General features: G+C 57.4%; 14 protein-coding genes. 5 read left to right on the forward strand and 9 right to left on the reverse strand.

All coding sequences use genetic code 11. The annotated features are described in order from the left end of the window. Window positions 1–328 precede the first annotated feature (328 nt). Together APU11_RS11925 and APU11_RS11930 are read left to right on the forward strand one after the other, a co-directional pair. Window positions 329–1,144, forward strand: coding sequence for a Cof-type HAD-IIB family hydrolase (locus APU11_RS11925; protein WP_029882866.1), 816 nt, complete (start codon window positions 329–331; stop codon window positions 1,142–1,144). Between the two features lie 152 nt (window positions 1,145–1,296). Further along, window positions 1,297–2,553, forward strand: a complete 1,257-nt coding sequence (locus APU11_RS11930) for a DUF1479 domain-containing protein (protein WP_058650908.1) — start codon at window positions 1,297–1,299, stop codon at window positions 2,551–2,553. On the opposite strand, the gene APU11_RS11935 is transcribed toward APU11_RS11930, so the two are convergent. Then, entirely contained in the window at window positions 2,550–3,623 is a 1,074-nt protein-coding gene (locus APU11_RS11935) for a LacI family DNA-binding transcriptional regulator (RefSeq protein WP_058650909.1), read from the reverse strand. The genes APU11_RS11930 and APU11_RS11935 overlap by 4 nt on opposite strands. 286 nt (window positions 3,624–3,909) lie before the next feature. On the opposite strand from APU11_RS11935, the gene APU11_RS11940 reads away from it, so the two are divergent. Further along, complete coding sequence (locus APU11_RS11940; RefSeq protein WP_023621974.1) at window positions 3,910–5,211, forward strand: MFS transporter; 1,302 nt, start codon at window positions 3,910–3,912, stop codon at window positions 5,209–5,211. A gap of 17 nt (window positions 5,212–5,228) precedes the next feature. Next, entirely contained in the window at window positions 5,229–7,592 is a 2,364-nt protein-coding gene (locus APU11_RS11945; RefSeq protein ID WP_058650910.1) for a glycoside hydrolase family 31 protein, read from the forward strand. A gap of 93 nt (window positions 7,593–7,685) precedes the next feature. Here APU11_RS11945 and APU11_RS11950 read toward each other — a convergent pair whose 3' ends face one another. Beyond that, window positions 7,686–9,281 (reverse strand): ABC-F family ATPase, encoded by a 1,596-nt coding sequence (locus APU11_RS11950; protein ID WP_013097447.1) that lies wholly within the window; start codon window positions 9,279–9,281, stop codon window positions 7,686–7,688. Between the two features lie 221 nt (window positions 9,282–9,502). Here APU11_RS11950 and ldtB point away from each other — a divergent pair, with 221 nt between their 5' ends. Next, on the forward strand, window positions 9,503–10,423 hold the full coding sequence (gene ldtB / locus APU11_RS11955; RefSeq protein WP_020689864.1) for a L,D-transpeptidase: 921 nt from the start codon (window positions 9,503–9,505) through the stop codon (window positions 10,421–10,423). Window positions 10,424–10,466: 43 nt separating this feature from the next. Here ldtB and APU11_RS11960 read toward each other — a convergent pair whose 3' ends face one another. From APU11_RS11960 to APU11_RS11990, 7 genes are all read right to left on the reverse strand, one after another. After that, window positions 10,467–11,183, reverse strand: coding sequence for a GntR family transcriptional regulator (locus APU11_RS11960; protein ID WP_013097449.1), 717 nt, complete (start codon window positions 11,181–11,183; stop codon window positions 10,467–10,469). A gap of 15 nt (window positions 11,184–11,198) precedes the next feature. Beyond that, window positions 11,199–12,521 (reverse strand): PTS transporter subunit EIIC, encoded by a 1,323-nt coding sequence (locus tag APU11_RS11965; RefSeq protein ID WP_013097450.1) that lies wholly within the window; start codon window positions 12,519–12,521, stop codon window positions 11,199–11,201. A 51-nt stretch (window positions 12,522–12,572) separates the two neighbouring features. Then, the gene (locus APU11_RS11970) at window positions 12,573–13,949 is read right to left on the reverse strand and encodes a glycoside hydrolase family 1 protein (RefSeq protein ID WP_058650912.1); all 1,377 of its coding nucleotides are present in this window, start codon (window positions 13,947–13,949) and stop codon (window positions 12,573–12,575) included. A gap of 147 nt (window positions 13,950–14,096) precedes the next feature. Beyond that, entirely contained in the window at window positions 14,097–15,137 is a 1,041-nt protein-coding gene (locus APU11_RS11975) for an aldo/keto reductase (RefSeq protein WP_058650914.1), read from the reverse strand. A 106-nt stretch (window positions 15,138–15,243) separates the two neighbouring features. Continuing rightward, a complete protein-coding gene (locus tag APU11_RS11980; protein WP_058650915.1) occupies window positions 15,244–16,767 on the reverse strand; it encodes an efflux transporter outer membrane subunit in 1,524 nt (507 codons plus the stop codon). After that, the gene (locus tag APU11_RS11985; RefSeq protein WP_060578506.1) at window positions 16,767–18,338 is read right to left on the reverse strand and encodes a DHA2 family efflux MFS transporter permease subunit; all 1,572 of its coding nucleotides are present in this window, start codon (window positions 18,336–18,338) and stop codon (window positions 16,767–16,769) included. The genes APU11_RS11980 and APU11_RS11985 overlap by 1 nt, the downstream gene beginning before the upstream one ends. Further along, window positions 18,335–19,429, reverse strand: a complete 1,095-nt coding sequence (locus APU11_RS11990; protein WP_038418967.1) for an HlyD family secretion protein — start codon at window positions 19,427–19,429, stop codon at window positions 18,335–18,337. Before APU11_RS11990 ends, APU11_RS11985 begins: the two co-directional genes overlap by 4 nt. Between the last annotated feature and the right edge of the window lie 33 nt (window positions 19,430–19,462).

Raw genomic sequence — 19,462 nt, forward strand, 5'->3', positions numbered from 1 at the left:
AAGTCATCCGGCATGAGCCCGGGAAAGTAAGACGCCTGAATATAGTTAACGAGATGAAAAAGCTGGGAAAAGAGTACAGTAATATGGTCATGGTGGCATGACCATATTACTGGGGATCCCTCAGCCCTTGAGGGAGAGGGTTAGGGTGAGGGGGAAATGCGCACGCTGATGCCCTCACCCCGGCCCTCTCCCACCGGGAGAGGGAGAAAAGACTAAAAACGGCAACGTCGGTTGCCGTTTTGCTTTTACTTTCGAATGAAATTAAATTTGTGCTCTCCGTCACCTTGTTATTAGAATGTTTCAAAACGCAGTGACCCAGGAGCACAGTATGACCGTTAAAGTTATCGTCACCGATATGGACGGAACTTTCCTTGATGATGCCAAGCAGTACGATCGTGACCGCTTTCAGGCACAGTTTGAGCAGCTTAAAGCCCGTAATATTGAATTTGTTGTCGCCAGCGGTAACCAGTATTACCAGCTCATCTCCTTCTTCCCGGAACTGAAAGATCAGATCTCCTTCGTGGCGGAAAACGGTGCGCTGGTCTTCGATCACGGTGAACAAATTTTCCACGGCGAGCTGACGCGTCATGAGTCGCAAATCGTTATTGGCGAACTGCTGAAAGACAAAGGGCTGAACTTTGTGGCCTGCGGTCTCGACAGCGCTTACGTCAGCGACCAGGCTCCCGAGGCGTTCGTGGCGCTGATGTCAAAGCACTATCACCGCTTAAAGCGTATCAGCGACTACCGCGACATTAACGACGTATTGTTTAAGTTCTCCCTGAACCTGCCGGACAGCGATATCCCTAATCTGGTCGATAAACTGCATGTCTCCCTGGACGGCATTATGAAGCCGGTCACCAGCGGCTTTGGTTTTGTCGATTTGATTATCCCCGGCCTGCACAAAGCCAATGGCATCAGCCGTCTGCTGAAACGCTGGAAAGTCTCCCCGCAGGAGTGCGTGGGTATTGGCGACAGCGGCAACGACGCGGAGATGCTGAAGCTGGTGAAATACTCCTTTGCAATGGGCAACGCAGCCGAAAGCATCAGAGACGTAAGCCGCTACAGCACCGACGACAACAACCACCAGGGCGCGCTGAACGTTATTCAGGCGGTGCTGGATCACCACTCCCCGTTCGACGCCTGATTCCCTTCCTGCCGGAGCCGCGCTCCGGCCCCCCCTCACTCTTTTTCCATCCTGTGCTACCCGTCAACTTTTTAAACTTGCATTAACCAATTTTTAACTTAAAGTATCACTTGTAGACATTTTTACTTTCGAATGAAAGATGCGAGGCAGTTATGACGTTTACCAGTGAAACTTTGCCGGCGGATCACAAAGCCGCAATCCGTGAGATGAAGCGCGAGCTACGGGCGCAAATCGGCGATGTGCAGGCGGTGTTCGATAAGCTCAGCGATACCATCGCGACCCGCGTGGCGGAAATTAACGCCCTGAAAAACAAAGGCGAGCCCGTCTGGCCGGCGATCCCGTTTGCGGATGTGAAAAATGGCACCATCACATCCGCGCAGCGTGAGGCGATCAAACGCCGGGGTTGCGCGGTAATAAAAGGTCATTTCCCGCGCGAGCAGGCGCTGGCATGGGATCAGTCGATGCTCGATTACCTCGATCTCAACCAGTTTGATGAAGTCTATAAAGGGCCCGGCGATAACTTCTTTGGTACCTTAACGGCGTCTCGCCCGGAGATTTACCCTATCTACTGGTCACAGGCGCAAATGCAGGCGCGCCAGAGTGAAGAGATGGCACAGGTGCAGTCGTTTCTGAACCGTCTGTGGACATTCGAGAGCAACGGCAAACAGTGGTTCGACCCGGACGTCAGCGTGATTTATCCGGATCGCATCCGCCGTCGTCCACCGGGTACCACCTCGAAAGGGCTGGGCGCGCATACCGATTCCGGTGCGCTGGAGCGCTGGCTGCTGCCCGCCTATCAGCAGGTTTTCGCCCGCGTGTTTGATGGCAACGTAGAGAAATACGATCCGTGGAATGCTGCGCACCGTACTGAAGTGGAAGAGTACACCGTGGATAACACCACCAAATGTTCGGTGTTCCGCACCTTCCAGGGCTGGACGGCGCTGTCGGACATGATCCCGGGCCAGGGGCTGCTGCACGTGGTGCCAATCCCGGAAGCGATGGCTTATATTCTGCTGCGTCCGCTGCTGGATGACGTGCCGGAGGACGAACTGTGCGGCGTCGCGCCGGGGCGCGTTCTGCCGGTGTCAGAGAAATGGCACCCGCTGCTTATCGAAGCGCTCACCAGCATTCCGGCACTGGAGGCGGGCGATTCGGTGTGGTGGCACTGCGATGTGATCCACTCCGTCGCGCCGGTTGAGGATCAACAGGGCTGGGGCAACGTGATGTACATTCCTGCCGCGCCGATGTGCGAGAAGAACCTCGCCTACGCGAAGAAGGTGAAAGCGGCGCTGGAAACCGGGGCATCACCGGGTGATTTCCCGCGCGAGGATTATGAAAAAACCTGGCAGGATCGCTTTACCGTGGCCGATCTCAATATCCACGGCAAGCGTGCGCTGGGCATGGCTTAACTGTCGTACAGCCCTTCCCGCTCAACGGCGGTGCGTCGTTTCCCCTGACGTATCCGCCGGACCGATTCCCGTACGGTCAGGGTGCCGTTAAGCAATAGCGTGCCTGACGGCGCCTCCGGGCGCATCAGCCGCTGCTGGAGCATATGTACCGCTTCGGTGCCCAGCTCATCACGCGGGACATGCACCGCGGTTAACGGTACATCCTGAATGGCCGCCAGATTAAAGCCGTCAATGCTCATCACCGAAATATCCTGCGGCACGCGTAACCCCTGTTTTTGCAGGGCGCTGATGGTGCCCGCTGCCATAAAGTCACCCCCCACCAGAAACGCAGTCGGCAAGTCTTTCCCCTGCATGTGGCTCAGCCAGTCGGTGACCAGTTGCTCTGTTTCGCGAGCGCTGAAGCTCGGCGCCACCAGCAAATCGCGTTTGTCGTTGAACTTCAGGTTGTGTGACTGCCATGCATCGCGGATCCCCGCAAGGCGCAGCTCCATGGTGTAACGCCGCAGGCACAACACATTCATCACCTCTCGGTGTCCCATTTCAAACAGATAGTCCGCCGCCCGCTCGCCAATGGCCCGATGGTCCGGCGCGACGGCAGGCAGGCGCATATGCCGGTCGCGGCAGTTAATCAGCATGCAGGGTTTACCGACATCCACTGCCAGGTCGTGGATATGCGGATCGTCAATCCCGAGGAGGATGGCGGCCTGGGTGTCCGGCTCGTTCATTCGCGCCAGAAACAGCTGGGCGTCGCTGTCGTTCTCCTCCAGCGCGCAGTAACGCAGGCGAACATCGTACGAGGCCAGGCCTTTGCTTACGCTCTGGATCACACGGTAGTAAAAGATGTCAGACCGCTCGTCAAAGGCGCGCTGTGGGGCGAAGACAACGAGACTGTTGAGCAGCAAACGGCCCGCAGCCATTCCGTCCAGCACCCCCAGCTCGCGCGCGCATGCCAGCACCTTCGCACGTGCTTTTTGACTGGTATTCGCCTTCCCGGCAAGGACCCGCGAAACGGTGCTGATGGAGAGCTGAGTCCGGGCAGCGATTTCGGTGATTTTTAGCCTTTTGTCCATTTTGTGATCTGGCTCCATTTGCGAAATGACAAAATTTTCATAGCGTGGATATCAGGCAATAGCTGATGTGAAAGCCATGATGCCAAATGATGTCGCTCAGTTATGAGAAATTTTGCACAAAATCCACTATTGCCCTCTCATTTTCTCCCTTAAGGTGAACTTGTCACACAACTTCCATACTAGTTGTATAGCAACTTGAAGCGGTAAAACAGATAACAATCAACGTCATAAACCTGTGTGACACCTGAACCTCCGTCCCCTTACCGTCCGTCTTGTGGAGAGTAAAATGAGTCAGGACATTAATAACACCGTTGCGGCAAGCAAAACCCGTCGCGTCATTAAAAACCTGCGCTGGTATGTGCTGGTGCTGTTCTTACTTGGCGTCACCGTTAACTACATCACCCGAAACTCACTCGGGATCCTCGCCCCGGAACTGAAAGAGAGCCTCGGTATCACCACCGAGCAGTACTCCTGGATCGTCGGGGCATTCCAGATCGCCTACACCATTTTCCAGCCTCTGTGCGGCTGGCTGATCGACGTGATCGGCCTGAAGATTGGCTTTATGATTTGCGCCGGGATCTGGGCGCTGATGTGTATTTTCCACGCGGGTGCCGGGAGCTGGCTGCACCTTGCCATACTGCGCTTCTTTATGGGGGCTTCTGAAGCCGCCGCCACGCCCGCAAACGCCAAAACCATTGGTGAATGGTTCCCGAAATCGGAACGTCCTGTGGCAGCCGGCTGGGCTGGTGTGGGCTTCTCCATTGGCGCAATGCTGGCTCCGCCTATCATCTACTTCGCGCACGCCTCGTTTGGCTGGCAGGGCGCGTTTATGTTCACCGGCGTGCTGGCGCTGCTGTGGGTGATCCTGTGGTGGGCGTTCTACCACAATCCGGAGCAGCACCCGAACCTGAGCAAAGACGAGCTGGCGTTTATCAAGCAGGATAACGAACCGCCTGCGGTAAAACTGCCCTTCCTGACCGCACTGAAAACCGTCTCAAAAAACAAACGCTTTTACGGTATCGCCATCCCGGCCTTTATGGCGGAACCGGCCTGGGCAGTGCTGAGTTTCTGGGTGCCGCTGTATCTCGCCAAAGAGCACGGCATGGATCTGAAGCAGATCGCGATGTTTGCCTGGCTGCCGTTCCTGGCCGCCGATCTCGGCAGCGTGGCGAGCGGTTACCTCACCCGTCTGTATACCCGCCTGTTTGGCTGCTCCCGCGTCAACTCCGTGGTGGCAAGCTCCGTCACCGGCGCGTTCCTGATGATCTCTCTGGCCGTCGTCGCCATTACCCGCGACCCGTACATCACCATCGTGCTGATCTCCATCGGCGGTTTCGGGCATCAGATCATCTCCTGCATGCTCAGCGCCCTGGTGGTGGAGTCGTTCGATAAAGGCCAGATGGCGACCGTTAACGGTATGCGCGGCTCGGCGGCGTGGATCGCCAGCTTCCTGTTCTCGCTGTTGATTGGTGTGACCGCCGACAAAATCGGCTTCAACCCGCTCTTTATTGCCATGGGTTTCTTTGACCTGATTGGCGCTGTTTTCCTGGTGGCATTTATTGCTGAACGTCGCGCCAAGCGCGCCTGATAGTGGATGTATTGCATATGAAAACCCTGAAAAACTGGACCGTCGATAAGCAGTCGGCCAACCATCTGGAACTGCTGGTGGATAACCAGCACCGCCTGTGCCTGTATGTGCTGGAAGAGAACCTGTTCCGCGTACTGATCAAACGTAAAGGTGAACTGGCGCTGGACCGCACCTGGAGCATCGCCCCGGAAGAAGATGTGCCGTGGGAAGGCCGTCGTCGCGACGATCTGAGCGGCTTCACCTGCCCTGCCTGGACGCTAAGCCAGCAGGATGAGGGGCTGACAATTGCCACCGAACAGCTGCGTGTGACCGTTCATCAACCGCTGTGGCTGGAGTGGCATTATCGCAATGACGCCGGTGAGTGGCAGCCGCTGGTCAATGACCGTCCGACCAGCGCCTATCTGCTGAACGCCCACGGCGACGGCGTGGCGCACTATCTGAGCCGCCGCCAGGACGAGCGTTTCTATGGCCTCGGCGAGAAAGCGGGTGATTTACAGCGCAACGGCAAACGCTATGAGATGCGCAACCTCGACGCGATGGGTTACAACGCGGCCAGCACCGACCCGCTGTACAAGCACATCCCGTTTACCCTTACCCGCCGCGACGACGTGAGCTACGGCCTGTTTTACGACAACCTGAGCAGCTGCTGGCTGGATCTGGGCAACGAGATCGACAACTACCACACCGCCTACCGCCGCTGGCAGGCGGAAGCGGGCGATATTGATTACTACCTCTTTACCGGCAGCCGCGCGCTGGACGTCACTAAGGCCTTCGTTCGCCTGACCGGGAAAACGCTGTTCGGGCCGAAATGGAGCCTGGGCTACAGCGGCTCGACCATGCACTACACCGACGCGCCGGACGCGCAGAACCAGCTGATGAACTTTATCCGCCTGTGCGACGAGCACGCCATTCCGTGCGACTCGTTCCAGCTCTCCTCCGGCTATACCTCCATCAACGGCAAGCGCTACGTCTTTAACTGGAACTACGACAAGGTGCCGCAGCCGAAGGCAATGAGCCAGGCGTTCCACGACGCGGGGCTGCGGCTTGCGGCCAACATCAAGCCGTGCCTGCTGCAGGATCACCCGCGCTACGGTGAAGTGGCGGAACGCGGCCTGTTCATTCGTGATTCAGAAACCGATGCACCTGAACGTTCAAGCTTCTGGGACGACGAAGGGTCGCACCTCGACTTTACCAACCCGCAGACGGTGCAGTGGTGGCAGAACGGCGTGACCACGCAGCTGCTGGAGATGGGCATCGACTCAACCTGGAACGACAATAACGAGTACGAGGTGTGGGACGGAGAAGCGCGCTGCTATGGCTTCGGCAGGGAGATCGCCATCAAGCACATTCGGCCGGTGATGCCCCTGCTGATGATGCGCGCCTCGCTGGAAGCGCAGCAGCGCTTCGCGCCGGAGAAACGTCCTTATCTGATCTCCCGCTCTGGCTGCGCGGGGATGCAGCGCTACGTCCAGACCTGGAGCGGCGACAACCGCACCAGCTGGGACACCCTGCGCTATAACATCCGCATGGGGCTGGGCATGAGCCTGTCCGGGCTGTTTAACGTCGGCCATGACGTCGGCGGTTTTTCTGGCGACAAACCCGACGCCGAACTGTTTGTCCGCTGGGTGCAGAACGGCGTGATGCACCCGCGCTTTACCATTCACTCGTGGAACGATGACCACACGGTGAACGAGCCGTGGATGTATCCGGGCGTCACCCCTGCCATTCGCGGTGCCATTGAGCTGCGCTATCGTCTGCTGCCGTATCTCTACACCCTGCTCTGGCAGGCGCATGCCGATGACGAACCGATGCTGCGCCCAACCTTCCTCGACCACGAACACGATGCGCAGACCTTTGAAGAGTGCGACGAGTTCCTGCTGGGCCGGGACCTGCTGGTGGCAAGCGTGGTGGAGGCCGGACAGCGCGAGCGCCGTCTCTGGCTGCCGGATAACGAAACCGGCTGGTACGATTTTTACACCCACGCGTGGTACGCGGGCGGGCAGTGGATCGCTCTGGATGCACCGCTGGAAAAACTGCCGCTGCTGGTGCGCGCCGGTGCCGGTCTGCCGCTCAGCGAACGCATCACTCACGTCAGCGCGGAAAAAGACGACACCCGCGAGCTGAAGCTGTTCCCGGTCAAAGGCGTGGGCACCAGCACTGGTCTGCTGTTTGAAGATGACGGTGAAAGCTGGGGCTATCAGAACGGCAATGCGCTGTGGGTAGAGTGGGAAATGGTGTGCGATGGGGCAACCATCAATTTGAAGATCACTGCGCGCGGAGATTATCGTCCGGCGTGGAAAGCACTGAAGGTGTCATTACCGGCGGGGGAAAAACGCAGGCTGCTGGTGAATGGGATTGAAGGGAGTGAGTGGGTGATGTAGTGCGGCCTGATGCCCTCACCCTAACCCTCTCCCACAGGGAGAGGGAACAGAACGTAGGCCGGGTAAGGCGAAGCCGCCACCCGGCTTTTTTTTTTAGTTCTCGATACCTTTGCTGCGCAGGTAATCTTCATAGTTACCGGTGAAGTCCACCACGCGCTCTGGCGTAATTTCAATCACGCGGGTCGCCAGCGAGCTGACGAACTCACGGTCGTGAGAGACGAAGATCAGGGTGCCCTGATACATCTCCAGCGCCATATTCAGCGATTCAATAGATTCCATATCCAGGTGGTTGGTCGGTTCGTCCATCACCAGAATGTTCGGTTTTTCCATCATCAGCTTGCCGAACAGCATACGGCCCTTCTCTCCACCGGAGAGCACTTTGGCAGGCTTCTTGATGTCGTCCTGGCTGAACAGCAGACGCCCCAGAATACTGCGCACCGCCTGCTCATCGTCCCCTTCCTGCTTCCACTGGCTCATCCAGTCGAAGACGGTCAGGTCGTTTTCAAATTCATACTCGTGATCCTGCGCGTAATAACCAATTTGCGCGTTTTCGGACCATTTCACGCTCCCGTTGTCCGGCTGCAGTTCGCCGACCAGGGTTTTCAGCATGGTGGATTTACCCACGCCGTTGGCACCCAGAATGGCGATCTTCTCGCCCACTTCCAGCAGCAGGTTGAAGTTTTTAAACAGCGGGCCTTCATCAAAACCTTTGGTAAGGGCTTCCACTTCCAGCGCGTTACGGAACAGTTTCTTGTCCTGCTCGAAACGGATGAACGGGTTCTGACGGCTGGAAGCTTTAACTTCTTCCAGTTTGATTTTGTCAATCTGGCGGGCACGCGATGTTGCCTGACGGGATTTAGAGGCGTTGGCGCTAAAGCGGCTGACGAAGGATTGCAGGTCCGCAATCTGCGCTTTCTTCTTGGCGTTATCCGCCAGCAGACGTTCACGCGCCTGGGTGGCCGCCGTCATGTATTCGTCGTAGTTGCCCGGGTAAACACGCAGCTCACCGTAATCCAGATCCGCCATGTGCGTACACACCATGTTCAGGAAGTGACGGTCGTGCGAGATGATGATCATGGTGCTGTCGCGGTCGTTGAGCGTCTGCTCCAGCCAGCGGATGGTGTCGATGTCCAGGTTGTTCGTCGGTTCATCGAGCAGCAGAATGTCCGGGTTAGAGAACAGCGCCTGCGCCAGCAGCACACGCAGCTTCCAGCCAGGTGCCACTTCGCTCATCGGGCCGTAATGCTGTTCGACCGGAATGCCCACGCCCAGCAGCAGCTCGCCCGCACGCGCTTCTGCAGAATAACCGTCCATTTCGCCGTATTGCGTCTCCAGATCGGCCACTTTGTAGCCATCTTCTTCGCTCATTTCGGCCAGCGCATAGATACGGTCGCGCTCCTGCTTCACTTCCCACAGCTCCGCGTGCCCCATGATCACGGTGTCGAGCACGGTGAACTCTTCAAAGGCGAACTGATCCTGACGCAGTTTACCGATGCGCTCGTTGGGATCGAGCGACACGTTGCCGAGCGTAGGCTCCAGGTCACCGCCGAGGATCTTCATAAAGGTGGATTTACCGCTACCGTTGGCACCAATCAGGCCGTAACGGTTGCCGCCGCCAAATTTGACGGAAATGTTTTCGAACAGCGGCTTACTGCCAAACTGCATAGTGACGTTGCTGGTAACTAACACGGGGAGATTCCTGCGAAAAGTGTGATAAACACGGCATTATGCCACAATTCCGAATTGAGATCCTGTGTTGCGACGCTCCGCTAAACTTTAACAAAATCGAAAAAAATGTGATTTCGTACACATCTGAATTCCCTGTTAGCGGGAATGCACATATAATGCGCTCCCATCACAGATTCAGACTTATCAACTCACGCCTGAATGGCTTAGATACCTCGCACAACATGAACATGAAATTAACAACGCTTTTTGCGGCGGCGTTAGCCGTAGTAGGTTTTTGCAAAACCGCTTCTGCGGTGACTTATCCGCTGCCGACAGACGGTAGCCGTCTGGTGGGTCAAAACCAGGTGGTGACGGTGCCTGAGGGTAACACTCAGCCGCTGGAGTATTTCGCAGCACAGTACCAGCTGGGCCTGTCTAACATGCTGGAAGCGAACCCGGGCGTTGACCCATACCTGCCAAAAGCAGGTACCGTTCTCAACATCCCTCAGCAGCTGATCCTGCCGGATACCGTTCATGAAGGTATCGTGATTAACAGCGCGGAGATGCGTCTGTATTACTACCCGAAAGGCACCAACACGGTAATCGTGCTGCCAATCGGTATCGGTCAGCTGGGTAAAGATACCCCGCTGAACTGGACCACCAAAGTTGAACGTAAGAAAGCAGGCCCAACCTGGACCCCTACAGCGAAAATGCACGCGGAATACATCGCGGCAGGTGAACCGCTGCCAGCCGTGGTTCCGGCAGGCCCGGATAACCCAATGGGTCTGTACGCCCTGTACATCGGCCGCCTGTACGCCATCCACGGTACCAACGCTAACTTCGGTATCGGCCTGCGCGTAAGCCACGGCTGCGTGCGTCTGCGTAACGACGACATCAAATTCCTGTTCGAAAACGTGCCGGTAGGTACCCGCGTCCAGTTCATCAACGAACCGGTTAAAGCGACCTCTGAGCCGGATGGCAGCCGTTACATTGAAGTGCACAACCCGCTGTCCACCAGCGAAGACCAGATCAACAATAACGAAATCGTGCCGATTACGCTGACCAGCGCGGTGCAGTCCGTGACCTCTCAGCCGGACGTGGAAACGACTATCGTTGACCAGGCTGTGCAGAACCGTTCCGGTATGCCGGTGCGTTTGAACTAATCGCGACACAGCGAAAAAAGCGGGCTTCGATGCCCGCTTTTTTTTATCCGTTATTCACGATCACAATCCCGCCGTGGTCGTAACGATAATGACAGTGCGCATACTCCAGCGGCGTGCCATCTTCCAGATAGATCACCTGCTCCACCTCCAGCACCGGGTCGCTCTCCTCGCAGACCAGATGCTGCATATCCAGCGCATTCGGCTTTAGCGCCCGCACCACGCGGTACGATCCCATAATTTTCAGACCCAGCGTCTCCTGCACATAGCGAAACACCGAGCTTTCAAGATGGCTTTTGTTCAGCCCGGGCACCAGGTTGAGCGGCATTACGGTCGCGTCCAGCGACATGGGCTCACCATTAAGTAAACGCAGACGAATGAAGTCATAGACCGGCGTATCGGCATTAATCATCAGCGAGGCCTGCTCTTTTTCGTTCGGGAAGCGCAGTTCAAAATGCACCACCTGGCTCGTCACCGTGCCCAGATGCTCCCAGGTTTTGGTCGCGCCAAAGTAGTCGCTGCCGGAGAGATCCCACTGCGACAGCTGAAGGAAGTTTTTGCGGATGAACGTCCCCTGCCCCTGACGGGTATATACCAGCCCTTCAACGATCAGCTGACGCATGGCCTGCTGAATGGTCATCCGGCTGGTATTGAACTCCGCCGCCAGGGCAAACTGGTCCGGCAGCGGTTCATTGGCGGCATACTGCTGGCTGATGATGCGTTTTTTGATTTCACGCGCTATGGTGATGTACTTCGCCGCCATCGTCCTTCCTTCTGTTTAATGTTCTATCCCGCTGTTTTTCAACGCCACTCGCTCGGCAATTTTGAGGAAAGGCAGGTAGAAGAATACACCAAATACGATGATTGCCAACTGCACCACCACCGCCCGCCAGTCCCCCGCCGTTGCCAGCCAGGCGCTCAGAATTGGCGGCGTGGTCCACGGGATCATCACCACGCAGCGCGACATTAATCCCAGCGTGGTGCAGAGCCAGGCGAAGTAAATGCCAATGGCGGGCAACAGGACAAACGGGATCATTAAAGGCAGGTTAAACACGATCGGCAGGCCGAAAATCACCGGCTCGTTGATGTTGAACAGACCCGGCGCCAGCGACAGACGTGCCACCTGTTTCGCCGATTGTTGCCGCGAGAAGATAAAAATGGCGATCAGCAGTGAAATGGTGCTACCGGTACCGCCCACCATGCCAAAGGTCGGCACGAAGATGTTGTTGATGATATGCGGGATCGGCTGGCCGTTGGCAAAGGCCAGCATGTTCTCATTGGTATTAATCAACAGGAACGGCTCCAGCACCACGCTGTTAACTACCGACTGATGAATACCCAGCGTGAAGAGGAAGTTACCAAAGCTGTAGATAAAAATCGTCCCCGGCAGGCTGGTATTGATGAGCCGCAGCGGCTGCTGGATAAAGGTGGTGATCAGGTGAATCAGATCCGTGTGCAATACGTTCGCCAGCAGCGCGGCCAGAACGGCAAACAGTGAGAGCGTCAGGATGGTTGGGATCAGGGCGCTAAAAGATTTACTGACCGCCGGCGGCACGTTTTCCCCCAGTGATATTTGCAGCGCCTTGAGCCGCGAGATGGCGATAAACAGCTCCGTCGAGAGCAAGCCAATCAGCACCCCGGCGAAAATCCCGGTCGAACCAATGTTGGCGAAGGTCAGCACCTGGGTGACATTCACCGTGGTGTCGCTGCCGACGGGCGTGAGCTGCAGACGCATCGGCATCATGATAATAAAGCTGCTGACAGCGATAACCACTGCCGAGACCGGATTGTCGAAATCCTTGTTGCGCGCCAGCGACCAGGCAATCATCGGCGCCAGCAGCAACGCGGCGATATTCAGCGTGCCATTGATGATCGCCTCGCCCCATACCTTGAAGTGCGTGAGCGTGTCGCCGTCAAAAATCCAAGGAAACACCACATTGTTCACCAGTACCGCCAGTCCGGCGAGGATGAAAATCGGCATCACCGTGGCGAAGGCATCGCGCAGGGAGCGAAGATGCACCTGGTTTGCCAGGCGCGCTGAGAACTCAACAAATTTATCGACATAGGACTGCATATGCGGTGTGATTTTTGTTTCAGACATAGCGGATAGTTCCCATCAATCAGTCACAAAAACGGCCCGGCAGCGTACGGCTTACATCTCGCGTCCGTTGGTATGGATAACCTGTTTTAACCACGCGTAGCTCTTCTTCGGCACGCGTTTCAGGTCTTTAAGGTCGTGGTTTTCACGGTTGACGTAGACCACGCCGTAGCGCTTACGCATGTCGCCCTGGGAGCTCAGAATGTCGATCAGACCCCAGCCGAGATACCCCATCACCTCAGCGCCATCCTCGAACATGGCGGCTTTCATGGCCTCGATATGCGCCCGGTGATAGTCGATGCGGTAGGTATCCTCAATCGGGTTCACGCCATCCCAGGATTCAATCACGCCAATGCCGTTTTCAATCGGGAACACCGGCATGCGCCAGTCGTTGGCGTAGCGGGTGATGATGGTGCGAAAACCGAGCGGATCGATCTGCCAGTTCCATTCGGTGGCTTTCAGGTACGGGTTATTTTTATCGCCGTACAGCAGGTAATTGTTCACCGGGGTTCCCTGCGGAATGGCATCGCTGTCCAGCGTTTTACTGGCGTAGTAGCTGAAGGCCATAAAGTCGTTTTGGGTTCTTGCGAACAGCGCCAGATCCTCGGCACAGTATATATCGCCAAACCCTTCCTGCTCCACCACCGCCATCACCGCCGGGCTATAGCCCTGACCAGCAAAGACGCGCAGCAGGTTCTGGTTGAGGAATTCGTCGTACTGCTGGGCGCAGAAGATATCGCGCGGTTTGCTGGTGGCCGGGTAAACCAGCTGGTGTGCCAGCATACCGCCCATCAGCTGACCCGGTTTTGTCTGGTGCAGGTATTCGGTCAGCGTCATGTGCGCCACCATGGTGTGATGCTGCAACTCGTACAGCTCGCGCAGGGTTTTCTCACCTTTCATGTAGCCGGAAATACGAAACGCTTCCGGCATATGGAAGATGTTCTGCTCGTTGAAGGTCAGCCAGTACTTCACGCGGTCGCCGAAGCAGTCGATCATCTTTTTGCCATAGCGGATAAAGGCATCCATGACGCGACGATCGTTAAAGCCGTTGTACTCCTGCGCCAGCGCCAGCGGCATATCGAAGTGATAAAGGCAGATCATCGGCTCGATACCGCGGGCGATGAGATCGTTAATAAAGCGGTCGTAAAAGGCGATGCCTTCATCGTTGAACTCGCCGTCGCCCTGCGGACAGACCCGGCTCCAGGAGATTTGAAAGCGGTAGCAGTTCATGCCCAGATCCTGCATCAGGTCGAAATCTTCCCGGTAGCGGTGGTAGGAATCGGTCGCCACTTTCCAGTCGGAGATGTTTTCCCCCGCTTCGCGAATGTCGTACACCGACATCCCCTTCCCGCCCTCATTCCATGCCCCTTCCGTCTGCATGCTGGATACCGAGTTGCCCCATAAAAAGTTGGCTGGCAGTGATTGATTCATGGTCTCTCCCTATATGACTAGTCATTTAAATTTCATGACTAGTCATATAGGCGAAGATGTAAAAGCGATCAAAGAGGAGGATCGAATTTTGTGAGCAGAGCGGGAAAAAAAGCCCCGGTGAGCGGTGCGCCACCGGGGAAAGGAGGGTTATTGCTGTGCGAGCTGATTACGACGATATTCCCCCTGCCGCTCCAGCATCCAGCCCGGATATTCGCGCGGCAGTGCGCTGACGGCATCAAGCTGTTTCAGCTCGTGTTCGCTTAAACGGATCCCGGTTGCGGCGATGTTGTCATCCAGTTGATCGACGCGTTTGGCACCAATAATGACGCTGGTCACCACCTTCTGATGCAGCAGCCACGCCAGGGCGATTTGCGCGACGGAGACGCCTTTGTTTTCGGCAATAGTGCGCATCACATCCACACAGTCGAAGGCGCGCTCTTTTTCCACCGGCGGGAAGTCAAACTCCAGACGACGGCCACCGGCTTCACTCTGCCCGTCGCGGCCATATTTTCCGCTCAGCAGGCCACCCGCCAGCGGGCTCCAGACCATCAGCCCGACGCCTTCGCTCTGCATCATTGGCACCAGTTCGCGCTCCAGATCACGTCCGGCGATGGTGTAATAGGCCTGCAGCGACGCGAAACGGGCCAGACCCAGCCGCTCGGAAATGCCCAGCGCTTTGGCGATCTGCCACGCGGCCCAGTTAGAGACACCGATGTAGCGCACGTGGCCGTGCTGCACCAGGTTATCCAGGGCATAAAGCATCTCTTCCATCGGCGTTGCGGGGTCGAAACCGTGAAGCTGGTAGAGATCGATATGGTCGAGCTGCATACGGCGCAGGCTCTCTTTCACGCTGCTGATAATGTGATAGCGTGAGCTGCCGCGTGAGTTCACCCCCGCCGTACCCGTTTCGCCAAACACTTTGGTGGCCACCACCACGTTTTCGCGCGGAATTTTCAGGTTCTTGAGTGCCTGGCCGGTGATCTCCTCCGAGCGGCCTTCGGAATAGACGTTCGCGGTGTCGATGAAGTTGATCCCGGCATCCAGCGCACGGCCCACCAGCTGCTCGGCTTCACTTTGCTGCAGCTGGCCAATCTTGCCCCACATGCCACCTTCACCGCCGAAGGTCATGGTGCCAAGGCACAGTTCAGAAACAAACAGACCGGTATTGCCCAGTTTTTGATAACGCATAAGATAGTCCTCACATGTCGTTTGATGGGTGCCTGATAGTTATACCCGCCCCCTGGCCAACGCGAATGTGGCGTTCCTGTCCGTTTCTTGCCCAATCCTCTGAATATTATCCGCGCGGGGCATCGCCAAAGACGGCGTAATCCAGTAACTGCACCTGCTGATAGGGCTCCCAGCCACCGCCAAGCGCCTTATAGAGCGCCACCAGATCGAGCGCGCTTTGCACCTGCGCCTGGGCACGCTGCTGCTCGGCCTGTGCCAGCTGACGTTGGGCGTCGAGCACGTCGATAAAGCTGGCAATCCCCTGTCGGTAGCTATCGCTGGCCAGGTCGAAGGCGTTTTGCAGCGCATCGATGGTTTTTGCCAGACCCGCTTCACGCTGCTGATCGGTGCGGTAACTCACCAGCGCATTCTCAACATCCCCCAGCGCGGTCAGTACCGTCTGGCGATAATCCAGCACCGCCGCCCCCTGTTGCGCACGCGCCACTTTCACGCTGGAGACCAGTCTTCCGCCCTGGAAGATGGGAATGGAGACCTGCGGACCAAAACTGTAGAAGTGGCTGCTCCAGTCGGTGAGCCAGTTGGATTCGCTGTTACGCAGGCCAAACTGCCCGGACAGGGTAAAGCTCGGGAACAGCTCGGCCACCGACACGCCAATTTGCGCTGTGGCGGCATGGAGATTCGCTTCCGCTTCTCGCACGTCCGGACGACGTCGCGCCAGCGTGGATGGAATACCCGTTTGCACGATATCCGGCAGCGCAGGCATCGGCTGGGCGGACTGCAATTCCGCATCCAACGCCCCCGGCGGCTTGCCGACCAGGATCGCCAGGCCGTTCATCGCCTGTCGCTCCTGCGCCTGATATTGCGGCAGTTGTGCTTCAAGATTGCCCAGTTGCGCCCGCGCATTTTCTACGTCCATCTGCGGCGACAACCCGCCCCGCTGGCGACTTTCGGTCAGATCCAGCGTTTGCTGCGCACTTTTAATCTGGGTGTTCAGCGTGGCAATAATGCTCTGCGCCCCGCGCAGCTGGAGCCAGGCGCGCGCCACTTCGGCTTCAAGGGAGACCAGCGCGTCGTTACGCTGCTCAATAGCGGCTTTCTGCTGCGCTTCAGCAGCTTCAACCTGACGGCGAACTTTGCCCCAGAGATCAATCTCCCACTGGGCGTCGAAGCTGCCCTGGTAGAGGTTGATCGGCTGCGTCAGCGGTCCTAACGCACCCCTGAGTTCCGGATCGACGTTATCAAGCTGGTCGTAGACCCCATGAGACTTCAACTCACCTTCCAGGCCGAGCTGCTGGCGCGTCGCCTGCAGATTGCCGTTGACCGACGGATAAAACGCCCCGCCCGCCTGGTTAATCTGTTCGCGCGCACCAGCGATGCGCAGCACCGTTTGTTGCAGGGACAAATTCCCGGCGATGGCGCGTTCAATCAGACTGTCGAGCTGCGGCGAGCCGAACGTTTTCCACCAGCGCGGGTTAGTCGCAGCGGAGGTGGTTTGTGATTTCACCGTGCTGTCGCCTTTATCGTTCCAGTGCGTGACGGCAGGCGGTGCAGGCGGCTGGTAATCCGGCCCCACGGCGCAACCTGCCAGCAGCATCATTATCATCAGGGGGTGTAAACGTCTGTGTATCATCAATGTGCTCCTGCACTCCCCTCGCTCTTAACCGGCGAGAGCAACAAACAAAACGGAATCAGGACCAGCGCCACCACGCTCAGAATGGTGAATACGTCGATATAGGCCAGGAAGCGCGACTGCTCAATCATGGTCTGGTACATGCGCCCGGTGGCAATGCCGGTCGGGTCGCCGACCTGAGTGGTAAAGTTCTGGATCGCCTGCGCGCTTTCGCGGATCGCCTGCTGGAACTGCTCGTTAAACGGCGAGGCGTGGTACGCAAGGTGCGCGCTGTGGGCCTGCGAGCGCTCGGTGATGACCGCCGTGGAAAGCGATATGCCAATCGAACCCGCAACGTTACGGAACATGGTGAACAGCGCCGCGGCATCCGCGTTCAGCCGCCTCGGGATAGAAATAAACGCAATGGTGGTCAGCGGGACAAACAGGAACCCCAGCCCAATCGACTGGGCGCTGCGGAACAGCACCAGCGTTTCGAAGTCGATATCCGGGGTGAGCGTGCGCGACCAGAAGAACGACACAGCCAGACAGGTAAAGCCAAAGGCGATGATCCAGCGCGTCTGCACCACCGGCATCAGCTTCAGGACCAGCGGGATGGTCAATACAATCAACACTGCGCCGGGCGACAGCACCAGCCCGGACCAGGTGGCGGTATAGCCCAGATCCTGCTGCGCCAGCTGCGGGATCACCACCGAGCTGCCGTAAAGGATCATCGCCATCCCCGCCATCAGCAGGCTGGAGATGGTAAAGTTGCGGTCCTTCATGCAGTGCAGATCAACAACCGGTTTTTTGGCATACATCAGCCAGTAAATGGCGCCAATGATGCCGACCAGCGTTAACACCGCAAAGGTGCGAATAAAGTTCGAGTAGAACCAGTCATCATCCTCGCCCCGGTCGAGCATCACCTGCAGACAGCCGAGGCCAAGCGCGATCAGGCCGATCCCCGTCCAGTCGATAGTCAGCTTCTCTTTGGCTTTACTCTCCCAGGGTGGATCTTCCAGCAGCTGGTAGATCGCCAGCACCGTCACTATCCCCACCGGGATGTTGATAAAGAACACCCAGCGCCAGGAGTAGTTGTCAGTGATCCAGCCCCCGAGCGTCGGGCCGAGTACCGGCGCAACGATAATGGCGATGGAGGAGAGACCAAACGCTTTACCCCTGTCTTCCGGTTTAAAGTAGTCAAGCAGCACCGACTGCTGCGTGGGCTGCAGGCCGCCGCCAAAAAAGCCCTGCATCACACGGAACAAGATGATTTGCCACAGCTCGGTCGCGATCCCGCACAGGAATGAGCAGACGGTGAACATCACGATGCAAATCAGGAAGAACTGCTTGCGGCCAAACACCCGGCTGAGAAACGCCGAGATGGGCAGGACGATGCCGTTAGCCACCAGGTAGCTGGTTAATACCCAGGTGGACTCGTCATAGCTGGACGAGAGCGAGCCCGCCACGTGCGGCAGCGCCACGTTGACGATGGTGGTGTCGAGGATCTCCATAAACACCGCCAGCGTGACGACAATCGCCACCGCCCACGGATTGCTGGCGGGCTTCCAGTTGTCGTGGCTGTGATCCGTCATTCCACGGTGACCTTCGGTTCTACCGACAGCCCCAGCGGCAGCGGTTTGTTCGGATCCAGCCCTTTATCAATCACAATTTTCACCGGCACGCGCTGGACAATTTTAACAAAGTTGCCGGTGGCGTTTTCCGACGGGAACGCCGAGAAACGCGAGCCGCTGCCCTGCTGGATACTGTCGACATGGCCTTCAAGCGCCATATCTGGCCAGGCATCGACGGAAACCTCCACCTTATCGCCTGGCTTCATGCGCTCAAGCTGAGACTCTTTAAAGTTGGCCACCACCCAGACGTTGGGTGAGACCAGCGAGAACAGCGCCGTGCCCGCCTGCACCAGCGTACCCGGCTGCACGTTGCGCTTAGTGACAAACCCGTCGAACGGGGCGCGAACTTCGGTGTAAGAGAGGTTGAGGTTAGCGGTTTCCAGCTGCGCTTTAGCCTGATCGACCTGGCGCTCACGCGCTTCGACGTTGGTCTCCTGCTGGCGGATTTGCAGCTGTACCTGCTCCGCCACTTCCAGCTGGGCCTGCGCGCTTGCCAGAGCGGCCTGTGCACTTCGCAGCTGGGCGTTGGCGGAATCAATGCTTTGTTGGGTGGTTGCACGCGGATCGACCCCGCGCTGGCGGCGATACTCCGCCTGCGCGTTGGCGAGGTCTGCCTGCGCTTTCAGCACCTGCGCTTTGGCTTCGTCGCGCTGGGCGGGGTATTGCACTTTCGAGAGCGCCAGCTGTGCCTGGGCCTGATGCAGCTGCGCAATAGCCAGGCCAAGCTGGGCCTGAGCCTGATCGCGCTGGGCGGTGGTATCACGCGGATCGATAACCACCAGCAGATCGCCCTTTTTCACGCGCTGGTTATCACGCACATGTAGCGCCGTGACATAACCCGCCGTTTTAGGGGCAATCGTCACCACATCGCCGTCGGTAAAGGCGTCGTCAGTTGTCTCTTCGTTACGGGTTAAAAACCACCAGACCAGCGCCACGATGACCATCACCACCACGACAATGCCGAGGATAATTAACGGTTTTTTGCCCGGACGCTTACGCTCATTATTGTTTTTGTCCTGCTCGTCAGCAGGCGTGTTTTGATCTTCAGCCATAGTTCAGCAACGGTCCTGTCAGTGAGCGGCATC

The organism is Enterobacter sp. 50793107 (assembly GCF_001463365.1).
In the GTDB taxonomy this organism is placed as follows: domain Bacteria; phylum Pseudomonadota; class Gammaproteobacteria; order Enterobacterales; family Enterobacteriaceae; genus Enterobacter; species Enterobacter cloacae.

Excerpts from the sequence above, each read along its gene's own strand:
- APU11_RS11965 (WP_013097450.1), bottom strand. The coding sequence starts at position 12,521 with ATGTCTGAAACAAAAATCACACCGCATATGCAGTCCTATGTCGATAAA.
- APU11_RS11935 (WP_058650909.1), bottom strand. The coding sequence starts at position 3,623 with ATGGACAAAAGGCTAAAAATCACCGAAATCGCTGCCCGGACTCAGCTC.
- APU11_RS11970 (WP_058650912.1), bottom strand. The coding sequence starts at position 13,949 with ATGAATCAATCACTGCCAGCCAACTTTTTATGGGGCAACTCGGTATCC.
- APU11_RS11985 (WP_060578506.1), bottom strand. The coding sequence starts at position 18,338 with ATGACGGATCACAGCCACGACAACTGGAAGCCCGCCAGCAATCCGTGG.
- APU11_RS11945 (WP_058650910.1), top strand. The coding sequence starts at position 5,229 with ATGAAAACCCTGAAAAACTGGACCGTCGATAAGCAGTCGGCCAACCAT.
- APU11_RS11930 (WP_058650908.1), top strand. The coding sequence starts at position 1,297 with ATGACGTTTACCAGTGAAACTTTGCCGGCGGATCACAAAGCCGCAATC.
- ldtB (WP_020689864.1), top strand. The coding sequence starts at position 9,503 with ATGAACATGAAATTAACAACGCTTTTTGCGGCGGCGTTAGCCGTAGTA.
- APU11_RS11960 (WP_013097449.1), bottom strand. The coding sequence starts at position 11,183 with ATGGCGGCGAAGTACATCACCATAGCGCGTGAAATCAAAAAACGCATC.
- APU11_RS11975 (WP_058650914.1), bottom strand. The coding sequence starts at position 15,137 with ATGCGTTATCAAAAACTGGGCAATACCGGTCTGTTTGTTTCTGAACTG.
- APU11_RS11925 (WP_029882866.1), top strand. The coding sequence starts at position 329 with ATGACCGTTAAAGTTATCGTCACCGATATGGACGGAACTTTCCTTGAT.
- APU11_RS11990 (WP_038418967.1), bottom strand. The coding sequence starts at position 19,429 with ATGGCTGAAGATCAAAACACGCCTGCTGACGAGCAGGACAAAAACAAT.
- APU11_RS11980 (WP_058650915.1), bottom strand. The coding sequence starts at position 16,767 with ATGATACACAGACGTTTACACCCCCTGATGATAATGATGCTGCTGGCA.
- APU11_RS11940 (WP_023621974.1), top strand. The coding sequence starts at position 3,910 with ATGAGTCAGGACATTAATAACACCGTTGCGGCAAGCAAAACCCGTCGC.